Source organism: Pseudomonas sp. H1_G08, assembly GCF_054681355.1.
The window spans coordinates 4,440,451-4,458,245 of the sequence record NZ_CP162822.1 but is presented as its reverse complement, the minus strand read 5'-3'; the positions used below and the strand labels follow the sequence as shown (position 1 = coordinate 4,458,245).

Annotated in this window: 17 protein-coding genes and 1 pseudogene; 12 read left to right on the top strand and 6 right to left on the bottom strand. The window is 60.6% G+C overall.

The window, feature by feature from the left end:
• Positions 1-62: 62 nt before the first annotated feature.
• Positions 63-641 carry a DUF6436 domain-containing protein gene (locus AB4N85_RS20290; protein ID WP_150637045.1) on the bottom strand — a complete coding sequence of 193 codons (579 nt, stop codon included), beginning with the start codon at positions 639-641 and terminating at the stop codon, positions 63-65.
• Positions 642-740: 99 nt separating this feature from the next.
• Here AB4N85_RS20290 and bipL point away from each other — a divergent pair.
• Positions 741-1,687 (top strand): annotated as a pseudogene (bipL, locus tag AB4N85_RS20285) (phospholipase BipL).
• A 132-nt stretch (positions 1,688-1,819) separates the two neighbouring features.
• Here the strand turns inward: bipL and AB4N85_RS20280 are convergent.
• On the bottom strand, positions 1,820-2,551 hold the full coding sequence (locus AB4N85_RS20280; RefSeq protein ID WP_024014712.1) for a DUF2059 domain-containing protein: 732 nt from the start codon (positions 2,549-2,551) through the stop codon (positions 1,820-1,822).
• A 108-nt stretch (positions 2,552-2,659) separates the two neighbouring features.
• Here AB4N85_RS20280 and AB4N85_RS20275 point away from each other — a divergent pair, with 108 nt between their 5' ends.
• Together AB4N85_RS20275 and AB4N85_RS20270 are read left to right on the top strand one after the other, a co-directional pair.
• Complete coding sequence (locus tag AB4N85_RS20275) at positions 2,660-3,292, top strand: 2OG-Fe(II) oxygenase (RefSeq protein ID WP_252868443.1); 633 nt, start codon at positions 2,660-2,662, stop codon at positions 3,290-3,292.
• Positions 3,293-3,294: 2 nt separating this feature from the next.
• Positions 3,295-3,780, top strand: coding sequence for a 2-thiouracil desulfurase family protein (locus AB4N85_RS20270; RefSeq protein ID WP_236167736.1), 486 nt, complete (start codon positions 3,295-3,297; stop codon positions 3,778-3,780).
• Positions 3,781-4,004: 224 nt separating this feature from the next.
• On the opposite strand, the gene AB4N85_RS20265 is transcribed toward AB4N85_RS20270, so the two are convergent.
• Complete coding sequence (locus AB4N85_RS20265) at positions 4,005-4,568, bottom strand: transporter substrate-binding domain-containing protein (protein WP_122881787.1); 564 nt, start codon at positions 4,566-4,568, stop codon at positions 4,005-4,007.
• A gap of 135 nt (positions 4,569-4,703) precedes the next feature.
• Between AB4N85_RS20265 and AB4N85_RS20260 the strand changes: the two genes are divergently transcribed.
• Positions 4,704-5,129 (top strand): DUF4399 domain-containing protein, encoded by a 426-nt coding sequence (locus AB4N85_RS20260; protein ID WP_252868442.1) that lies wholly within the window; start codon positions 4,704-4,706, stop codon positions 5,127-5,129.
• A gap of 125 nt (positions 5,130-5,254) precedes the next feature.
• Here the strand turns inward: AB4N85_RS20260 and serA are convergent, their stop codons facing one another.
• Positions 5,255-6,484 carry a phosphoglycerate dehydrogenase gene (gene serA / locus AB4N85_RS20255; protein ID WP_024014707.1) on the bottom strand — a complete coding sequence of 410 codons (1,230 nt, stop codon included), beginning with the start codon at positions 6,482-6,484 and terminating at the stop codon, positions 5,255-5,257.
• Positions 6,485-6,689: 205 nt separating this feature from the next.
• On the opposite strand from serA, the gene AB4N85_RS20250 reads away from it, so the two are divergent.
• From AB4N85_RS20250 to AB4N85_RS20235, 4 genes are all read left to right on the top strand, one after another.
• Positions 6,690-8,084, top strand: coding sequence for an FAD-binding oxidoreductase (locus AB4N85_RS20250; RefSeq protein WP_024014706.1), 1,395 nt, complete (start codon positions 6,690-6,692; stop codon positions 8,082-8,084).
• Positions 8,085-8,125: 41 nt separating this feature from the next.
• The gene (locus AB4N85_RS20245) at positions 8,126-8,791 is read left to right on the top strand and encodes a fumarylacetoacetate hydrolase family protein (protein ID WP_024014705.1); all 666 of its coding nucleotides are present in this window, start codon (positions 8,126-8,128) and stop codon (positions 8,789-8,791) included.
• Positions 8,792-8,995: 204 nt separating this feature from the next.
• Positions 8,996-9,919, top strand: coding sequence for an SdiA-regulated domain-containing protein (locus AB4N85_RS20240; protein WP_252868441.1), 924 nt, complete (start codon positions 8,996-8,998; stop codon positions 9,917-9,919).
• A 117-nt stretch (positions 9,920-10,036) separates the two neighbouring features.
• Complete coding sequence (locus AB4N85_RS20235) at positions 10,037-10,954, top strand: SdiA-regulated domain-containing protein (RefSeq protein WP_041476859.1); 918 nt, start codon at positions 10,037-10,039, stop codon at positions 10,952-10,954.
• A 145-nt stretch (positions 10,955-11,099) separates the two neighbouring features.
• Here AB4N85_RS20235 and rpiA read toward each other — a convergent pair whose 3' ends face one another.
• Entirely contained in the window at positions 11,100-11,774 is a 675-nt protein-coding gene (gene rpiA, locus AB4N85_RS20230) for a ribose-5-phosphate isomerase RpiA (RefSeq protein WP_007913886.1), read from the bottom strand.
• 317 nt (positions 11,775-12,091) lie between these two features.
• On the opposite strand from rpiA, the gene ilvA reads away from it, so the two are divergent.
• Together ilvA and AB4N85_RS20220 are read left to right on the top strand one after the other, a co-directional pair.
• Complete coding sequence (gene ilvA, locus AB4N85_RS20225) at positions 12,092-13,606, top strand: threonine ammonia-lyase, biosynthetic (protein WP_016772678.1); 1,515 nt, start codon at positions 12,092-12,094, stop codon at positions 13,604-13,606.
• Between the two features lie 41 nt (positions 13,607-13,647).
• Entirely contained in the window at positions 13,648-14,061 is a 414-nt protein-coding gene (locus AB4N85_RS20220; RefSeq protein ID WP_252868439.1) for a DUF2269 family protein, read from the top strand.
• A gap of 120 nt (positions 14,062-14,181) precedes the next feature.
• Here AB4N85_RS20220 and AB4N85_RS20215 read toward each other — a convergent pair whose 3' ends face one another.
• On the bottom strand, positions 14,182-14,838 hold the full coding sequence (locus AB4N85_RS20215) for a histidinol-phosphatase (RefSeq protein WP_252868438.1): 657 nt from the start codon (positions 14,836-14,838) through the stop codon (positions 14,182-14,184).
• 143 nt (positions 14,839-14,981) lie between these two features.
• On the opposite strand from AB4N85_RS20215, the gene AB4N85_RS20210 reads away from it, so the two are divergent.
• Both AB4N85_RS20210 and ptsP read left to right on the top strand, forming a co-directional pair.
• Positions 14,982-15,461, top strand: coding sequence for an RNA pyrophosphohydrolase (locus AB4N85_RS20210; protein WP_003229203.1), 480 nt, complete (start codon positions 14,982-14,984; stop codon positions 15,459-15,461).
• Positions 15,462-15,483: 22 nt separating this feature from the next.
• Positions 15,484-17,763, top strand: a complete 2,280-nt coding sequence (gene ptsP, locus AB4N85_RS20205; protein WP_041476855.1) for a phosphoenolpyruvate--protein phosphotransferase — start codon at positions 15,484-15,486, stop codon at positions 17,761-17,763.
• Positions 17,764-17,795 lie beyond the last annotated feature (32 nt).

Genomic DNA, 17,795 nt, shown 5'->3' with positions numbered 1-17,795 from the left:
GCAAACATTTAGCACAGAGCATCTGTGCGCTGCAGCGCTGTCCTTGAAAAGTCCGGAATGCCTTACTTCGCGTCCGCCGGCCATGGGCAATAACAACCCACCGCCAAGGTGTGGGTAGCATTGACCGGGCGATCTTCCGTCAGGGCATGCAGGATCGGTTCGATAAAGCTGTTGCTGGAGTTGCAGGTCAGGCCTTCGCTGTACGGGCCGAAGTAGGCGAGTTTGCCGCTGCGATCCCAGATCGCCACGGCAGGGCTGGCGGGGATCTGTTCGGCGCCGGGCAGGACGACGATGGTTTTCAGGCTGGCGAGGGTGGCGGGCAACTGGCCGTGGCTGCCGGGTTTTTGCACGGCGAAGAACTCCACGCCACGCGCGCCGAACTGTTCGACCATCTCGCTCAGGTGCTGTTGATTGCCGACATTGCACGGACAGGCCGGGTCCCAGAAGTGCACGAGGCGGATATTTCCCGGCCCGGCGAGGTTGTCCGGCAGGCGCAGCGGGTCGCCGGAAAATACCGCCGTATGTTCGCTGAACGCGCGCAGGTAGCGGCCCTGAAACCAGTCATATGCCGCCCACAACACCCCGGCGCAGATAAGCGCGAGCAGGCTGGCGAACAGTGCGGTGCGGTAGGGCGAGCGCATGGTTTTCGATCCTCGAAAGGCCGGCTAGCTTGCCATGTCTGCCTCTACAGATGAATATCGCAGGCCGATAAAGTCCGTTTACCGTTCTGGAATGTCCGCATGCCTGATACTTTCGACCCCGATCATTTACGCGCGAGCCTCAAGCCATTGGCCGAGTGGCAGCCGTTATCGGATGAGGCGAAGGCTTATCAGCGCTTCTACAAGACCGACTTCGCCGAGCGCGATGTCTGGCGCGGCATGGGTCGTTTCGAAGTCGATGGCTACGAGCTGGTCAGCCATTGCTGGTGGCCGGAGAAGGTCAAGGCGACGCTGTTTCTGCTCCACGGTTATTACGACCACATCGGCCTGTACCGGCATGTGATCGAGTGGGCGCTGGATCAGGATTTCGCCGTGATCGCCTGCGACTTGCCGGGCCATGGTCTGTCGAGCGGGCCACGGGCAAGCATTCGTGATTTCGCTGAATACCAGGACGTGTTGCAGGCGCTGTTCGCTGAAGCGAACTCGATCGCGCTGCCGCAGCCTTGGCATTTGTGCGGGCAAAGCACCGGTGGCGCGATTGTCGTCGATCACCTGCTCAACCATGGCGAGAACAGCCCGGCGCAGGGGCAGGTGATTCTGCTGGCGCCGTTGGTGCGACCAAGGGCGTGGGGCTGGTCGCAGCTGAGTTATTACCTGCTGCGGCCGTTTGTACGCGGGGTCGTGCGACGCTTCAGCGAGAACTCCAACGATCCGGATTTTCTGCCGTTTCTGCAGGCCGATCCGTTGCAGCCAAGACGTCTGCCGACGAAATGGGTGGGCGCGCTGTCGCGCTGGATCATCCGCGTCGAGCACGCGAAAAAAGTCCGCGACGGCCGCTGATCATTCAGGGGCAGGCGGACATGACTGTCGACTGGCAGCACAATCTGCAGGTGTTGAAATGGAAGTTCGACCGGCCGCAGATTCTGCTGTTGGCCGAGGCACGGCATCACCTGGCCAATGAAACGGCGGAGATGCGTGAGGAGTATTTCGAATTCTTGAGCAAGCGGATCAGGGGCAGGAATCTGTAGCGGCTGTGCGGGTCTCTTCGCGAGCAGGCTCGCTCCCACAGGGAATTCGGGATGCTCACACATTTTGTGTCCACTGATGATCCAATGTGGGAGCGAGCCTGCTCGCGAATGCGATCTTTCAGGCAACGAAGATTATTGGCCGACCGCCAACCCCGCCCGAATCGCCGCCAGTGCCGCCTGGTAGTAAGCCTTGCCCTCGGTCGACTCGGCAAATGTCGCAAACTCTTCCAGCTCTTCATCCGACAAGTCGCGATAGACGTAGAGCAACGTGTTGTTCAGATCGGCGCCGATCTGATCCATCAGCCGCTGGCGCTGACCATTCAGCATGCCCTGTGCCTGTCCACCGCCAAGCAATCCCGGAATCATCGAACTCAAGCTGTCCGCTGCCACGCCGGCAATCGCCAGGCTGACCTCGGCGCCAGCCTCACGGGCCGGCAGGGCCTGGGCGAGATGGCCGATGATCAGCAAGCGACTGTCGCTGGCCTGCATCTTCGGCAGGCCCTGGGCATTTTTTGCCAGTTGATCGCGACGGGTTGCGAGCAATTCGGCGGCGACGATTTTCTTGCCCAGTGGTGACTGGAAGAAGGTCAGCGCCGGTTTCGGGTCGGCGAGTTTCTGCCGCAGTTGCGCTTCGGCACGCTGATCCATGGCCTGCGCGGCAAAGCGTTGATTGCTGTTGTTGACCAGCGCCTGAAACACCGCAGGCGGCAGGCTGTTCTGATAGCGCTGCTGGGCGGCGCTCAGGGCATCGTTGAAATGCGCGCGTTGTTCTGGCCAGCCGGCGACCTTGTACAACTGATCGTGGCCGTCCGCCCAGGCGGGCAATACGCAGAACATCAACAGTGAAAAAAGCAAACGGCGCATAGGGACTCCTGTCAGCAGCGGACTATTGTCCGTGCGGTGCCGGTACTTGTCGAGAATTCGTAGCAAGGCGCTGCGTGGCTCTGTCGGATTTATCGCCGTCGGCATACTATGCGCGCCATGCCGATATCCTCTGAACACCCGCTGCTGTTACGCATTGTCGACGACCTGGCCGAACACGGCTGGTCGCAGCAGAACATCTTCCTGCCCGCCGATCTGACCCGGGCGCTGGCGGCTGAGTGCCGTAAACGTGAAGCCGAGGGTGAGCTGGCGCCGGCGGCGGTCGGTCGCGGGCCGTTTTCGGAGATTCGCGAGGGTATTCGCGGCGATCACATCCAGTGGATCGACCCGGGTCAGGCCGACGCCACTGACCGCTACCTGAGCCTGATGGACAGTCTGCGCGAGGCGCTCAATCGCGGCTTGTTTCTGGGGCTTGAGGATTTCGAATGCCATTTCGCCCTGTACCCGCCCGGCGCGTTTTACCTCAAGCACCTCGACCGCTTTCGCGATGATGACCGGCGCATGGTGTCGGCGGTGATCTACCTCAACGACGCCTGGCTGCCGGAGGACGGCGGACAGTTGCGCATGTACCTGGGCGATGAGCGCGTGCACGACGTGCAGCCGACCGGCGGCTGCCTGGTGGTGTTTCTCTCCGGCGAAGTGCCTCACGAAGTATTGCCGGCCCAGCGCGAACGGCTGTCGCTGACTGGCTGGTTCCGTCGCCGTGGCAACGAGCCGTTCTGAACATGGAAAAGATCCTGGTCAGTCGCTGCCTGCTGGGCCATCGCGTGCGTTATGACGGTGGCGCGAGCGGGCCGTTTGATCTGCTCGAGCAGTGGATCGAAGAAGGGCGCGTGGTGCCGTTGTGTCCGGAGGTGGCCGGTGGATTGCCGACGCCGCGGGCGGCGGCGGAGATTCCCGGCGGGCAGGGCGGTGAGGTGCTGGATGGCATTGCCGCAGTCATCACTACTGAGGGCGAGGATGTCAGCGCGCAATTTCTCGAGGGGGCGCGGCAAGCGCTGGAACTGGTGCAAAAGCACGGCATTCGGGTGGCGGTGCTCAAGGCCAACAGCCCCTCTTGCGGGAATCTGTTGACGTATGACGGCACGTTCAGTGGGGTCAAAGTCAGTGGCGAAGGGGTGACGGCGGCGTTGCTCAAGCGTCATGGGGTTCGGGTTTTCAGTGAACTTGAGCTGGTTGAGGCGGCGGTGACTCTGGCGGCTTTGGACTGATCCGCCATCGTTGCCCTCACCCCAGCCCTCTCCCGGGGGGAGAGGGGGCCGACCGAGGTGTCTGGCGCTGTCCATCGACCTGAAAGACCTTGGCGACCAGAGATTCGACAAAGCCATGATCAGTCGATTTCGGATTCGTTATAGCAATCCCAAGTCGGCGTACCTCTAAAGCATCCCCGGATCAGTTCCCTCTCCCTCCGGGAGAGGGTTAGGGTGAGGGGCTCTTACGGTTTCAACCACTTCTCGGACAGCGCCGCCAACCGCCCATCCGCCTTGATCCGTTCCAGCGCGCTCTTGAGGCTGGCCTGAAATGCCGGATTACCCTTCTGAAACGGGATCGCCAACTCGACCGGCGCTGCCGCTTTCGGCTTCGCTTCGGTCAACGCCTGCACCAGCACCATCGGTCGCGGCGTCTCGTCCTTCTTCGCCAGCAACTGCCCGTCGACCTCGCCGTACGGCTCGCTGAAGTCGAAACGATCCTTGAGTTCGGGTGTCAGTGCTATGTGGTTGAGCGCGACGTCGTACTTGCCGCTTTCAACGCCCTGGAGCAGGTCGCCCTCGTCGGTGACGATGAAGTCGGCGCGTACATCCAGCTCGTTGGCGATCAGTTGCCCAAGCTCGACCTCGAACCCCGTGAGGGTGTCGCCTTCCTTGTAATTGAAGGGCGGTGTATTAGCCTCAAGGGCTATGCGCAGCTCGCCGCGGTCGTTGACGTCATCAATCAGTTCGGCGTGAGCCAGCGGGCTCAGAAGGGGTAGCAGGCAGATCAGGCCAGGCAGCAGGCGCATGGTCACTCCTTTGAAATCATTATCGCGACGCTCTGATTCAGGCTCGCTTTGCTATGGTTGTCGAGTGCCTTCGACAACGAATGGTCATGAAGTTGTCATGACCGTGCGGATTTTACGGAAAAACTGGAGAAGAAAATGAAAAGCTTTATGTCTCGTGCAGCGTTGGCCGGTGTGCTGATGGGTTTTTCGGTGCTGGCCAGTGCGGCGACACCGGCGCCGAAGGATGCTGAAGTGTTCATCGTTTCTCCCGAGGACGGCGCCACCGTCTCGCAGGAATTCAAGGTCAAGTTCGGCGTCAAGAACATCGCGCTGGCCCCGGCGGGTGACACCACCAAGAACACCGGCCACCATCATCTGCTGATCGACGTCGATGATTTGCCGGCCGAAGGCGCGCCGATTCCGACTGACGCGCACCACATGCATTTCGGCAAGGCGCAGACCGAAGCCACGATCAAACTGGCCCCGGGCAAGCACACCTTGCAACTGATCCTCGGCGACAGCGGCCACATGCCGTTCGACCCATCGATCGTTTCGGAAAAAATCACGGTCAACGTGAAATAAAAAAAGGGAGCCTTTCGGGGCTCCCTTTTTTATTCAGCTTCAAGTGGCTAGCTGCAAGCGGCAAGTAAAGGCAAAGCGCTTTCACTTACCGCTTGTAACTTGCAGCTTGTAGCTTGTAGCTGCTTTTAGAAAAGCACGCGGCTACGGATAGTACCGTTGACGTGTTGCAGCTTCTCTTGCGCCAGCTCCGAGTATTCGGCGTCTACGTCGATCACCACGTAGCCGACTTTTTCGTTGGTCTGCAGGAACTGACCGGAGATGTTGATGCCGTTTTCGGCAAAGACCTTGTTGATCTCGCTCATCACACCCGGGATGTTCTCGTGGATGTGCAGCAGGCGGTGCTTGCCAGGGTGAGCCGGCAGCGCCACTTCCGGGAAGTTGACCGACGACACCGAGGTACCGTTGTCGCTGTACTTGACCAGTTTCTCTGCCACTTCCAGACCGATGTTGGCTTGCGCTTCGGCGGTCGAGCCACCGATGTGCGGGGTCAGGATCACGTTGTCGAGGCCACGCAGCGGGCTTTCGAACTCTTCATCGTTGGAGCGTGGTTCCACCGGGAACACGTCGATGGCCGCGCCGATCAGGTGCTTGTCCTTGATCGCGTCCGCCAGGGCGTCGAGCTCGACCACGGTGCCGCGCGCGGCGTTGATCAGGATGCCGCCCTTCTTGATGGCGCGGATTTCCTTCTCGCCGATCATCCACTGAGTGGCGGCGGTTTCCGGTACGTGCAGGGTGACGATATCGGACATGCCCAGCAGCTCGTGCAGATTGTTGACCTGCGTAGCGTTGCCCAGTGGCAGCTTGGTCACGGTGTCATAGAAGAACACTTGCATGCCCAGACCTTCAGCCAGCACCGACAACTGCGTGCCGATCGAGCCGTAGCCGACGATGCCCAGCTTCTTGCCACGGATCTCGAACGAGTTGGCAGCGGACTTGATCCAGCCGCCACGGTGGCAGGAGGCATTTTTCTCAGGGATGCCGCGCAGCAGCAGGATCGCTTCGGCCAGTACCAGTTCCGCTACGGAACGGGTGTTGGAGTACGGTGCGTTGAACACGGCGATACCGCGCTCGCGGGCCGCACTGAGGTCAACCTGGTTCGTGCCGATGCAGAAACAGCCGACCGCGACCAGTTTCTTCGCGTGATCGAAGATCTCTTCGGTCAGTTGCGTGCGCGAGCGAATGCCGATGAAGTGAGCGTCAGCAATCTTTTCCTTGAGCTGGGCTTCCGGCAAGGAACCAGTCAGGTATTCGATGCTGGTGTAGCCCGCCGCCTTGAGGACGTCGACAGCCGATTGGTGGACGCCTTCGAGAAGAAGGAACTTGATCTTGCTCTTATCGAGAGAAGTCTTGCTCATCTGCGTAAACCTGTATCCCGGAGAAAAATGGCAGGGAGGGAGCAGCCTGGAGCTGACCCGCACGGCAACAAAGCCGTCACCGCGGATCTGGCCTTGGGCACTGTCCGGCGGGGTCGGTATGCTAGCATAGCCACCCCGCTAAACACTCATTCCTGCGACGTGAAGCGTTCTCAGGATGACCATGAATTGTTCGAGAGTTCTGTCGATGACCAATCCTGCGCTGATTGATGAACTGAAGACCCTGGTTGAGCCTGGCAAAGTCCTCACTGACGCCGACTCCCTGAACACTTACGGCAAGGATTGGACCAAACACTTCGCCCCGGCACCGAGCGCCATCGTGTTTCCCAAGACCATCGAGCAAGTGCAGGCCGTGGTGCGTTGGGCCAACACTCACAAGGTTGCGCTGGTGCCATCCGGCGGGCGCACCGGGTTGTCCGCCGCTGCGGTGGCGGCCAATGGCGAAGTGGTGGTTTCGTTCGATTACATGAACCAGATTCTCGACGTCAACCTCACCGACCGCACTGCCGTGTGCCAACCGGGCGTGGTCACTGAGCATCTGCAGAACGTCGCCGAAGAAAACGGCCTGTACTATCCGGTCGACTTCGCCTCGGCAGGTTCCAGCCAGATTGGCGGCAATATCGGCACCAATGCCGGCGGGATCAAAGTGATTCGCTACGGCATGACCCGCAACTGGGTGGCCGGCATGAAAGTCGTCACCGGCAAGGGCGATGTGCTCGAACTGAACAAGGACCTGATCAAGAACGCCACCGGTTACGACTTGCGTCAGCTGTTCATCGGCGCCGAGGGCACCCTCGGTTTCGTCGTCGAAGCGACCATGCGCCTTGATCGCGCGCCGAAAAACCTCACGGCGATGGTCCTCGGCACCGCCGATTTCGATTCGATCATGCCGGTGCTGCATGCCTTCCAGGGCAAACTCGACCTGACGGCGTTCGAATTCTTCTCCGACAAGGCCCTGGCCAAGGTCATGGGCCGTGGCGACGTGCCGGCGCCATTCGACACCGAGTGCCCGTTCTACGCCCTGCTGGAATTCGAAGCGACCACCGAAGAAGTGGCCAACAGCGCGCTGGAAACCTTCGAACACTGCGTAGAACAGGGCTGGGTGCTCGACGGCGTGATGAGCCAGAGCGAAACCCAGCTGCACAATCTGTGGAAGCTGCGCGAGTACATCTCCGAAACCATCTCCCACTGGACGCCGTACAAGAACGACATCTCGGTTACCGTCTCGAAAGTGCCGGCGTTCCTGCGCGAAATCGACGCGATCGTTGGCGAGCACTACCCGGATTTCGAAATCGTCTGGTTCGGCCACATCGGCGACGGCAATCTGCACCTGAATATCCTCAAACCGGAAAACCTGAGCAAGGACGAGTTCTTCGCCAAGTGCGCCACCGTCAACAAGTGGGTGTTCGAAACCGTCGAGAAATACAACGGCTCGATCTCGGCCGAGCACGGCGTCGGTATGACCAAGCGTGATTACCTGACCTACAGCCGCTCGCCGGCCGAGATCGAGTACATGAAAGCGGTCAAGGCAGTCTTCGACCCGAACGGCATCATGAACCCGGGCAAGATTTTCCCGGTTTGATCGGTAATCTCTGTTGAATCAATAAAGGCAGGAGTCGGTAAATGAGCTATCAGCACCAGTACGTCGACGGCACGCGCATTCACTTCCCGATCGGGAAAGTCGTGTGCATTGGCCGCAATTACGCCGAACACGCCAAGGAACTGGATAACCCAGTGCCGACCGAGCCGCTGCTGTTCATCAAGCCGGGCAGTTGCGTGGTGCCGCTGGAAGGCGGGTTCAGCATTCCGACCGAGCGTGGTTCAGTGCACTACGAGGCGGAGATCGCCGTGTTGATCGGCAAGCCGCTGTCGACCAAGCCGAGCCGTGAAGAAGTCCTCGATGCGATCTCAGGCTTCGCCCCGGCGCTGGACCTGACCCTGCGCGACAAGCAAGCCGAGCTGAAAGCCAAGGGCCTGCCGTGGGAAATCGCCAAGTCGTTCGACGGCGCGGCGGTGATCGCGCCGTTCGTGGTCGGCAGCACCTTCGCTGACCTGACCGACATCGGCATCCGCCTGACCATCAACGGCGAAGTGCGCCAGGACGGCAACAGCAGCGCGATGCTCAACCCGATCGTGCCGATGATCCAGCACATGGCTGGCTGCTTCTCGCTGCAGGCCGGTGACGTGATCCTTACGGGTACGCCAGTGGGCGTCGGCCCGCTGAACGTCGGCGATGAAATCGTCCTCGAGCTGCCGGGGGCGAGCAGCTTCAGCAGCAGCGTGCGCTAACCGCGGAACCCCTTGCAGGGGGTGAGCTTTGTGGTGAGGGTATAAATCCCCTCGCCACAAGTGTGTTGCTGGCAAACGCACACGCCAATCCCGCCATTTCCCGTTTTTTTCACATCCTCTCTGGATAATTCCCGCGATTCTGGCGTCTCAGCCGGCCTCTTTGTGCTATTACCCTTGGCCTGAATTAACGGAACGCATCCCTCGATGGCATCTCGAACTCAGCAGAAATCCCCCTCCCGTTCGCGCTTCGTCCTGCGCTGGTATGTCTGGCTGTTGCTGGTCATCGCCGCAGCCTATGGGCTGGCGTTCGCCATGCATTGGGATGATCGCGGCGTGCTGTGGGTGCTGGAGCGCTTCGAGAGCAAGGCCGAGCAAAAGGAGAGTGTGTGGCTGCCGGATTATCAGGTGGTGATCGATGCCAAGCCGCTGCCGGGGATGGAGAAAGACGAAGCCTCGGATCTGGCCTACAACCCGCAGACCAAGACCCTGTTTGCGGTGATGGGCAAGAATGCCTTCCTGGTCGAGCTGACGCTTCAGGGCGACGTGTTGCGCAAGATGCCGTTGGTGGGCTGGAGCAATCCGGAAGGCTTGACGGTCATGGAAAACGGTTTGCTGGCCATTGTCGATGAGCGTGAGCATACGTTGTCGATCATTAAGGTCGATGCCGCGACTCGTGAGCTGAACATCGCCGATTTCCCCAAATACGACCTCGGGCCGTCGAAAGATCAGAACAAGGCATTTGAGGCCATCACGTGGGATCCGCGCAATCAGCGATTGATTCTGGGGGAGGAACGCCCACCGGCGCTGTTCACGTGGAAAAGCGATGGCGGCCAGACCCTGCAGGGCGACAAGCAGAAACTGGCCAGCGATCAGCTGGATCTGCGCAACCTGTCGGCGCTGGCTGTCGATCCGCGCACTGGCCATCTGCTGGTGCTGTCGGCGGATTCACATCTGTTGCTTGAACTCGACGAGGATGGCAAGCAAGTCAGCTTCATGACGTTGCTTGGGAATTTCAACGGTCTGAAAGACACCATTCCCCGCGCCGAAGGCATGACCATGGATGAGGACGGCACGCTGTACATGGTCAGCGAGCCGAACCTGTTCTACCGATTCGAAAAACATCGGTAACTTTCCCTACAGTAATTGCGGAATTGCGCAGTTGTCGTGCGAGGCAAGTGGCCATTAAGCTTCAATTCAGACGGGCGTGATATTTCATCGGCCTGTCATGAATCCGAGCCTGCCTGAATGCGTCGACTTGCCCGCCCCAAACCGCTGATTCTCGTCCTGTTGATGATTGTCCTGATTGCCTTGATCGCGATCGGCCAATACCTGCGTCTGTTCGAGCGCGCCTGGTTCAACCTGCACACGCTGTGGCAACCGGTGAGCAGCGAGGCGATCGGGCTCGACCAGTATCGGGTGACGATCGAGGCGCGGCCGATCGAGGGGCTCGACGATGACGTCTCGGCGCTGACCTACGATCCGGTGCGCAAAAGTCTGTTCACGGTCACCAACAAGAATTCCGAACTGGTCGAATTGTCCCTGGAAGGCAAGATTCTGCGGCGCATCGCTCTAGTGGGGTTTGGCGATCCGGAAGCCGTCGAGTACATCAGTGCCGACACCTACGTGATCACCGACGAGCGTCAGCAACGCCTGATCAAGATTCACCTCGAGGCCGACACCACTTTTCTCGATGCCGAGGATGCCGAGCAAATGACCCTTGGCGTGCACATGTCCGGCAACAAGGGTTTCGAAGGGCTTGCTTATGATTCTGTGGGCAAGCGGCTGTTCGTGGCGAAAGAACGCGACCCGATGCTGATCTACGAAGTCCACGGTTTTCCGCATTTCAAACCGGACAAGACCTACGCGGTGCACGTGATCAACAACCCCAAGCGCGATGCCGGGATGTTTGTGCGTGATCTGTCGAGTCTGCAGTACGACGAGCGCAGCGGGCACTTGCTGGCGCTGTCGGACGAGTCGCGGTTGATTATCGAACTGGATGTCGACGGGCGCCCGTTGAGCACCATGTCGATCAGCGGCGGGCGCCAGGGTTTGCAGAAAACCGTGCCGCAGGCGGAGGGAATTGCAATGGATGATGACGGCACGTTGTACCTGGTGAGCGAGCCGAATCTGTTTTACGTCTTCAAAAAACCGGCACAGCCCTAACCAACACCCCAAAACACTGTGGGAGCTGGCTTGCCAGCGATGAGGCCATCACTTTCAACATCATTGTTGACTGACAGGCCGCTATCGCTGGCAAGCCAGCTCCCACAGGTATTTCATTTGCCCACACCAGTGTGGGCAGTCCGGCTTACTCAGCCTTCAGGGTTTTCACGCCTTCACTGGTGCCCAGCAACAACAGATCCGCCGGACGCGCGGCGAACAGGCCGTTGGTGACCACGCCAACGATGGCATTGATCTGCGCTTCCAGCTCCACCGGGTTGGTGATCTGCAGGTTGAACACGTCGAGGATGATGTTGCCATTGTCGGTCAGCACGCCTTCGCGGTACACCGGGTCGCCACCGAGTTTGACCAGTTGGCGGGCAACGTGGCTGCGGGCCATCGGGATGACTTCCACCGGCAGCGGGAACTCGCCGAGTACCGGCACCAGTTTGCTGGCGTCAGCGATGCAGATGAAGGTCTTGGCCACAGCGGCGACAATCTTCTCGCGGGTCAGGGCCGCGCCGCCGCCCTTGATCAGGTTCAGGTGCGCATCGCTTTCATCGGCGCCGTCGACGTAGAACTCCAGATCGCTGACGGTATTCAGCTCATACACCGGAATCCCATGGCCCTTGAGGCGCGCGGCGGTGGCTTCGGAGCTGGCAACGGCGCCATCGAACGCGCCCTTGTGCTGGGCCAGGGCATCGATGAAGCAATTGGCGGTGGAGCCGGTGCCGACGCCGACGATGCTCTTGTCGTCGAGTTTCGGCAGGATGAAGTCGACGGCGGCCTGGGCCACGGCCTGTTTGAGTTGATCCTGGGTCATGCGGGCTCCGGAAGCGGGCAAGGGTTGGGCAGAAAGGCCGGCATTATAGGCCTCGCGGTGGTACAGGGGGAAACAAGCTGTGGCGAGGGGATTTATCCCCGTTCGGCGACGCAGTCGTCGTAAAACCCAGGAACGCGGTGTGACTGAAAAAAAGCAGGGGAGCGCTTCGCACTCCAGCGGGGATAAATCCCCTCACCACAACGGTGCTCACTCAAGATTGGGTTTCCAGACCTTAAAACCACCTGTTTAGTGTGGTCGCCTCGGCAAAAGGCGGGTTAGACTCGCTGGTCCCGCCCAATCGCCAGTGATGCTTTCCGATGCTCGAACAGTACGTCAAAAAGATCCTCACCTCGCGCGTTTATGACGTTGCCGTAGAAACCCCGCTGCAGAACGCCCGCCAGCTCTCCGAGCGGCTGGGCAATGACATATGGCTCAAGCGCGAAGACTTGCAGCCAGTGTTCTCGTTCAAGATTCGCGGCGCCTACAACAAGCTGACGCAATTGAGCGACGAAGAGCGCGCTCGTGGCGTGGTCACCGCCTCGGCGGGCAATCATGCGCAGGGTCTGGCGCTGGCGGCGAAAGTGTTGGGCGTCAAAGCCACCATCGTCATGCCCAAGACCACCCCGGAAATCAAAGTCGAAGGCGTGCGTTCGCGCGGCGGCAAAGTGGTGCTGCACGGCGACTCGTTTCCGGAAGCGCTAGCCTATTCGCTGAAACTGGTCGATGAAAAAGGCTACGTCTACATCCACCCGTACGATGATCCGCACACCATTGCCGGGCAGGGCACCGTGGCCATGGAAATCCTGCGTCAGCACCCGCAGCCGCTGGATGCGATTTTCGTCCCGGTCGGCGGGGGCGGGCTGATCGCCGGTATCGCGGCTTACGTGAAATACCTGCGTCCGGACATCAAGGTAATTGGCGTCGAGCCGGACGATTCCAACTGCCTGCAAGCGGCAATGGCAGCGGGCGAGCGCGTGGTTCTGCCGACCGTGGGCATTTTCGCCGACGGCGTGGCGGTGGCGCAGATCGGCCAGTACACCTTCGAAATCTGCAAGGATTACGTCGATGAAGTGATTACTGTCAGCACCGACGAGATCTGCGCAGCAATCAAGGATATCTACGACGATACCCGCTCGATCACCGAGCCTGCCGGCGCGCTAGGCGTGGCCGGGATCAAGAAGTACGTCGAGCAACGTGGCGTCAGCGGGCAGACTTTCGTCGCCATCGACTCCGGCGCCAACGTCAACTTCGACCGCCTGCGCCACGTCGCCGAACGCGCTGAGCTGGGCGAAGGGCGCGAGGCGATCATCGCCGTGACCATTCCGGAAAAGGCCGGCAGCTTCAAGGCGTTCTGCGAAGCCATCGGCAAGCGCCAGATCACTGAATTCAATTACCGCTACAACACCGGCAGCGAAGCGCACATCTTTGTTGGCGTGCAGACCCACCCGGACAACGATCCGCGCAGCGCCTTGCTGGCGAGCCTGACCGAGCAGGGGTTTCCGGTGCTCGACCTGACCGACAACGAGCTGGCCAAGCTGCATATTCGCCACATGGTCGGTGGCCGCGCGGCGCAGGTGGTCGATGAAGTGGTGCTGCGCTTCGAATTCCCGGAGCGTCCGGGCGCGTTGTTCAACTTCCTCAACAAGCTCGGCGGGCGCTGGAACATCTCGATGTTCCACTACCGCAACCACGGCGCGGCTGATGGCCGTGTGGTTGCCGGCCTGCAAGTGCCGCATGACGAACGTCATCTGGTGCCGGCGGCACTGGCGGAAATCGGCTACCCGTATTGGGATGAAAGCGATAACCCGGCCTATCAGCTGTTTCTTGGCTGAGCGGCTACGCTGATGGGCATGGATCTACGGAAGAGAACGACATGGAAACCCTGACCACCCTGAAAGTCCTTCACGTCGCGGCGACCGTGGTCATCCTCGCGAGCGGGCTGGGGCTCGCCGCCTTGACCTGGCGTAATCGCAGCGAAGGCCCGGCCAGTACGATGCGCCGTCCCTGGCTGTTTATCTGGTGCCTGATGCTGATCGGCATGCTCAGCATGCCTTTCACCGGCTGGTGGCTGGTGCACCTGGTGGGCTGGCCATTGGGCCAATTGTGGATACTGGGATCCAGCGTGCTCTACGCCGTGGCGACGTTCAGTGCGGTCTGGCTGCTGGTCCGGCTGGATCGGTTGTGGACAAGCGGGGTGGGCAATCGCAAGTTCAATCTGGCGCTGGCGATTGTCAGCGGCGTCGGATTTGTCGCCATCGCGGCGTTGATGGGGGCCAAGCCGGTTTAAGGCTTGAGGCCGAGTTGACCCCCATCGCTGGCAAGCCAGCTCCCACAGGGGTATTCGGTGAACACAGATTAAGTGGACACTGAGAACCCTGTGGGAGCTGGCTTGCCAGCGATAGCAATCTCAGTCGCGCAACGAAATCACCGGCCAGCCACGCTTCTCGGCCTCGGCCCGCAGATTCGGATCCGGGTCCACCGCCACCGGATTCGTCACCTGCTCCAGCAGCGCCAGATCATTCATCGAATCGCTATAGAAATAGCTGTCCTCGAGCGAATAGCCGGTCTCTTCCAGCCAGCGATTGAGGCGCGTGACCTTGCCTTCGCGGAAGCACGGGATGTCGGTGCTGCGCCCGCTGTAGCGGCCGTCGATCATTTCGCATTCGGTGGCAATCAGGGTTTCCACGCCCAGGCGCACGGCGATCGGTGCCGTCACGAAACGGTTGGTGGCGGTGATGATCACTAGTTTGTCGCCGGCATCGCGGTGCTTCTTCAGCAGCTCCAGTGCCTTGGGCAGCACGATCGGCTCGATGCAGTCGCGCATGTAATCGCTGTGCCATTGCTCAAGCACGGCCATTTCCGTGCGGCCGAGAATTTCCAGACAGAAGTTCAGGTAGGCAGCGTTGTCCAGCTTGCCGGCCAGGTAATCCTGATAGAACTGGTCGTTGCGCGCCTTGTAGGCGATCGGGTCGAGGAAGCCGCGCTCGCACAGATAATCGCCCCAAGCGTGATCGCTGTCGCCGCCCAGTAGGGTGTTGTCCAAATCGAATAAAGCCAGGCGCATTGCAGTTACCCGCTGAAAAGTCAGTAAAAAGGCGACAAGAATACGGTCTTTTCACAAGAGTGCACATAAGGTAGGAACCTTCGTTGCCGCCTGATCAAGCTTTGTGGAACAATGCGGCGACATGCGTTTGCGAGGTTGTTGCCGTGATCGACCCCGATGGTTTCCGCCCCAATGTCGGGATCATTCTGACGAATGACGCCGGCCAGGTGCTATGGGCTCGCCGTATCAATCAGGACGCCTGGCAGTTTCCGCAAGGGGGGATCAACCCCGAGGAGACGCCGGAAGACGCCTTGTACCGCGAGCTGAACGAAGAAGTTGGCCTGGAACGTGAAGATGTTGAAATACTGGCCTGTACCCGGGGCTGGTTGCGCTATCGTTTGCCGCAACGCCTGGTGCGTACCCACAGCCAACCGCTGTGCATCGGCCAGAAACAGAAATGGTTCCTCCTGCGCCTGATCTCCAACGAGCAGCGGGTGCGGATGGATCTGACCGGTAAACCGGAGTTCGATGGCTGGCGTTGGGTCAGCTATTGGTATCCGTTGGGCCAGGTGGTGACATTCAAGCGCGAGGTGTATCGACGCGCTCTCAAAGAGCTTGCCCCGCGCCTTTTAGCGCGCGACTGACGACGGAGTTCGACCCCGAGCCATGCTCAATACGCTGCGCAAGATCGTCCAGGAAGTTAACTCCGCCAAGGATCTCAAGGCGGCGTTGGGGATTATTGTGTTGCGCGTCAAAGAGGCCATGGGCAGCCAGGTCTGCTCGGTCTACCTGCTTGATCCGGAAACCAATCGCTTCGTCCTGATGGCCACCGAGGGCTTGAACAAGCGCTCGATCGGCAAGGTCAGCATGGCCCCCAACGAGGGTCTGGTCGGTCTGGTCGGCACGCGTGAAGAACCCCTGAACCTGGAAAACGCTTCGGTTCACCCGCGCTATCGCTACTTCGCCGAAACCGGTGAAGAGCGTTACGCCTCGTTCCTCGGTGCACCGATCATCCACCACCGCCGCGTCGTCGGCGTGTTGGTCATCCAGCAGAAAGAACGCCGCCAGTTCGACGAAGGTGAAGAAGCCTTCCTCGTGACCATGAGCGCGCAGCTTGCTGGTGTAATCGCCCACGCCGAGGCCACCGGTTCGATCCGTGGTCTGGGCCGGCAGGGCAAGGGCATTCAGGAAGCCAAGTTCGTCGGCGTACCGGGTTCGCCGGGTGCTGCCGTCGGTACCGCCGTGGTGATGCTGCCGCCGGCGGACCTGGACGTGGTGCCGGACAAGACCATCACCGACATCGACGCTGAGCTGGCGCTGTTCAAGACTGCCATCGAAGGCGTGCGCGCCGACATGCGCGCCTTGTCCGCCAAACTCGCGACCCAGCTGCGCCCGGAAGAACGCGCGCTGTTCGACGTCTACCTGATGATGCTCGACGATGCCTCGCTGGGCAGCGAAATCACCACCGTGATCAAGACGGGGCAGTGGGCTCAGGGCGCGCTGCGTCAAGTGGTCACTGAGCACGTCAACCGTTTCGAACTGATGGACGACGCCTACCTGCGCGAGCGTGCTTCGGACGTCAAAGACCTTGGCCGCCGTCTGCTCGCCTATCTGCAGGAAGAGCGCCAGCAGAATCTGGTCTACCCGGAAAAAACCATTCTGGTCAGCGAAGAGCTGACGCCGGCAATGCTCGGCGAGGTGCCGGAAGGCACGCTGGTCGGTCTGGTCTCGGTGCTCGGTTCAGGTAACTCTCACGTCGCGATTCTCGCCCGAGCCATGGGCATTCCGACAGTGATGGGCCTGGTCGATCTGCCGTACGCCAAGGTCGACGGCATCGAAATGATCGTCGACGGCACCCGTGGCGAGGTCTACACCAACCCGAGCGAAGTGCTGCGCAAGCAGTTCGCCGAAGTCGTCGAAGAAGAGAAACAACTGGCGCTGGGCCTCGACACCCTGCGCGACCTGCCGTGCGTGACCCTCGATGGCCACCGCATGCCGCTGTGGGTCAACACCGGCCTGCTCGCCGATGTGGCGCGGGCGCAGAAGCGTGGCGCCGAAGGGGTCGGTCTGTACCGCACCGAAGTGCCGTTCATGATCAACCAGCGCTTCCCGAGCGAGAAGGAACAGCTGGCGATCTACCGCGAACAGCTCGCCGCGTTCCACCCGCAACCGGTGACCATGCGCAGCCTCGACATCGGCGGTGACAAATCGCTGTCGTACTTCCCGATCAAGGAAGACAACCCGTTCCTCGGCTGGCGCGGTATCCGCGTCACCCTCGACCACCCGGAAATCTTCCTCGTGCAGACCCGCGCGATGCTCAAGGCCAGCGAAGGCCTGAACAACCTGCGGATTCTGCTGCCGATGATCTCCGGCACTCACGAACTCGAAGAGGCCCTGCACCTGATCCACCGCGCCTGGGGCGAAGTGCGCGACGAAGGCACCGACGTGCCGATGCCGCCGATCGGCGTGATGATCGAGATCCCGGCAGCGGTGTACCAGACCAAGGAACTGGCGCGGATGGTCGATTTCCTTTCGGTCGGCTCCAACGACCTGACCCAGTACCTGCTGGCGGTAGACCGCAACAACCCGCGCGTCGCCGACCTCTACGACTATCTGCACCCGGCGGTGCTGCAAGCCCTGCAAACCGTGGTCACTGACGCCCACGCCGAAGGCAAACCGGTGAGCATCTGCGGCGAGATGGCCGGTGATCCGGCGGCGGCGGTGCTGTTGATGGCGATGGGTTTCGACAGCCTGTCGATGAACGCCACCAACCTGCCGAAGGTGAAGTGGATGTTGCGTCAGGTGAACCTGAGCAAGGCGCAGGAGATGCTGGCGGAACTGATGAAGATCGATAACCCGCAGGTTATCCACAGCTCGCTGCAACTGGCGCTGAAGAATCTCGGGTTGGCGAAGATGAATTCGCCGGTGGTGACCAAGGCTCTCTAAAGATCAAAGGCCCCTCACCCTAGCCCTCCCGA